General features: G+C 53.9%; 1 tRNA gene and 2 rRNA genes (1 of these 3 cut by a window edge). All 3 read left to right on the forward strand.

Annotation, left to right across the window (positions count from 1 at the left end):
* Window positions 1-2,662, forward strand: a 23S ribosomal RNA gene (locus B6V76_RS19490) (it extends 171 nt beyond the left edge of the window).
* An 88-nt stretch (window positions 2,663-2,750) separates the two neighbouring features.
* A 5S ribosomal RNA gene (gene rrf / locus B6V76_RS19495) occupies window positions 2,751-2,865 on the forward strand.
* A gap of 195 nt (window positions 2,866-3,060) precedes the next feature.
* Window positions 3,061-3,137, forward strand: a tRNA-Met gene (locus tag B6V76_RS19500).

Below are 3,137 nucleotides of genomic sequence, written 5' to 3' on the forward strand. Positions count from 1 at the left end.
TCCAAAACAGGTACTTTTAACCTGAATACATAGGGTTATAAGAGCGAACCCGGGGAACTGAAACATCTAAGTACCCGGAGGAAAGGAAATCAACAGATACTCCGCTAGTAGTGGCGAGCGAACGCGGACCAGCCGAGCCATGAGAATGACCAGAATGATCTGGAAAGATCAGCCAGAGCGGGTGACAGCCCCGTATGGGAAGTTCAATTGGACGTATTAAGTAGGGCGGGACACGTGTAATCCTGTCTGAAGATCGGGGGACCACCCTCGAAGGCTAAGTACTCCTTACTGACCGATAGCGAACCAGTACCGTGAGGGAAAGGTGAAAAGCACCCCGACGAGGGGAGTGAAACAGTTTCTGAAACCGGACGCCTACAAGCAGTCGGAGGAGCCTCGAGCTCTGACGGCGTACCTTTTGTATAATGGGTCAACGACTTGGTCTATCGAGCAAGCTTAAGCCGTTAGGTGTAGGCGTAGCGAAAGCGAGTCTTAACAGGGCGAATTTAGTTCGATGGATCAGACCCGAAACCAGATGATCTAGCCATGTGCAGGCTGAAGGTGAGGTAACACTCACTGGAGGGCCGAACCGACACCCGTTGAAAAGGGTCCGGATGACGTGTGGCTAGGGGTGAAAGGCCAATCAAATCTGGAGATAGCTGGTTCTCCGCGAAAGCTATTTAGGTAGCGCGTCGATTGTATTCTCCCGGGGGTAGAGCACTGCATGGATGATGGGGGCCCACAGCCTTACTGAGTCTAAGCAAACTCCGAATACCGGGAAGAACTGATCGGCAGACACACGGCGGGTGCTAACGTCCGTCGTGGAGAGGGAAACAACCCTGACCAACAGCTAAGGCCCCCAATTCATGGCTAAGTGGGAAAGCATGTGAGACTTCCAAAACAACCAGGAGGTTGGCTTAGAAGCAGCCATCCTTTAAAGATAGCGTAACAGCTCACTGGTCTAGTCAAGAGGTCTTGCGGCGAAGATGTAACGGGGCTCAAGCCATGAGCCGAAGCTTTGGATGCACAGTGATGTGCGTGGTAGCGGAGCGTTCTGTGATATAGAACGCTGCCTCCTTACTCCCCTCGGGGATATTGGAGGCAATGTTCTGACTGTGAAGCCGGGCCGTAAGGCATCCGGTGGAGTGATCAGAAGTGAGAATGTTGACATGAGTAGCGACAAACAGGGTGAGAGACCCTGTCGCCGAAAGTCCAAGGGTTCCTGCTTAAAGCTAATCTGAGCAGGGTAAGCCGGCCCCTAAGGCGAGGCCGAAAGGCGTAGTCGATGGGAACCAGGTTAATATTCCTGGGCCATGTGGTGGTGACGGATCTGAGCCGTTGTTCGATCTTATCGGATTGATCGGGCAGCCAACAGGTTCCTGGAAATAGCCCCACTATCGGACCGTACCCGAAACCGACACAGGTGGACTGGTAGAGAATACCAAGGCGCTTGAGAGAACCACGTTTAAGGAACTCGGCAAAATGCCTCCGTAAGTTCGCGAGAAGGAGGCCCGCTTCGTACGCAAGTATGGGGCGGGGGCACAAACTAGGGGGTGGCGACTGTTTACTTAAAACACAGGGCTGTGCGAAGCCGTAAGGCGACGTATACAGTCTGACGCCTGCCCGGTGCCGGAAGGTTAAAAGGAGGAGTGCAAGCTCCGAATTGAAGCCCCGGTAAACGGCGGCCGTAACTATAACGGTCCTAAGGTAGCGAAATTCCTTGTCGGGTAAGTTCCGACCTGCACGAATGGCGTAACGATCTCCCCGCTGTCTCAAACGTGGACTCAGCGAAATTGAACTGTGTGTCAAGATGCACACTACCCGCGGTTAGACGGAAAGACCCCATGAACCTTTACTATAGCTTCGCACTGGCATCAGGCATGTGATGTGCAGGATAGGTGGTAGGCTTTGAAACGGGGACGCCAGTCTCCGTGGAGCCATCCTTGAGATACCACCCTTCGCCTGCTTGATGTCTAACCGCGGTCCCTTATCGGGATCCGGGACCCTGCGTGGTGGGTAGTTTGACTGGGGCGGTCGCCTCCCAAAGTGTAACGGAGGCGCGCGAAGGTTGGCTCAGACCGGTCGGAAATCGGTCGTTGAGTGCAATGGCAGAAGCCAGCCTGACTGCAAGACTGACAAGTCGAGCAGAGACGAAAGTCGGCCATAGTGATCCGGTGGTCCCGAGTGGAAGGGCCATCGCTCAACGGATAAAAGGTACTCTGGGGATAACAGGCTGATGATGCCCAAGAGTCCATATCGACGGCATCGTTTGGCACCTCGATGTCGGCTCATCTCATCCTGGGGCTGGAGCAGGTCCCAAGGGTACGGCTGTTCGCCGTTTAAAGAGGTACGTGAGCTGGGTTTAGAACGTCGTGAGACAGTTCGGTCCCTATCTGCCGTGGGTGTAGGATACTTGAGAAGAGTTGCCCCTAGTACGAGAGGACCGGGGTGAACGGACCACTGGTGGACCAGTTATCGTGCCAACGGTAGTGCTGGGTAGCTATGTCCGGACAGGATAACCGCTGAAAGCATCTAAGCGGGAAGCCCCCTTCAAAACTAGGTATCCCTTGAGGGCCGTGGAAGACCACCACGTCGATAGGCTGGAGATGTAAGCGCGGCAACGCGTTCAGTTGACCAGTACTAATTGCCCGATTGGCTTGATTTGATCCGGTAGTAGCCAGACCTCTGGTAACCGATCAAACAGCATGCACAATACAAAGTGTACAACTTGAACTTCATCGCTTCTTCCTCGGTTTGGTGGTCATAGCACGAGCAAAACACCCGGCTCCATTCCGAACCCGGCCGTTAAGTGCCGTCGCGCCAATGGTACTGCGTCTTAAGACGTGGGAGAGTAGGTCACCGCCAAACCTAGAAAGAAGCGACGAAAAACTTCATCTCTCAAAAAACGATGACAAACAAAATCCCGATCGCAAACACTAAATGCCCTCGGGAATAAACGCGGGATCGAGCACCCCGCAAGCGAGACAAACTCTACTCGAGAGTTTGAAAAACGCGATCGCCGCGTCAGGCTCATAACCTGACAAAAGGCAAAAGCTCAACGGACGCGGGATGGAGCAGCCCGGTAGCTCGTCAGGCTCATAACCTGAAGGTCGTAGGTTCAAATCCTACTCCCGCAACCA

The sequence above is a fragment of the Thioclava sp. IC9 genome (assembly GCF_002213225.1).
GTDB lineage: Bacteria > Pseudomonadota > Alphaproteobacteria > Rhodobacterales > Rhodobacteraceae > Thioclava > Thioclava nitratireducens.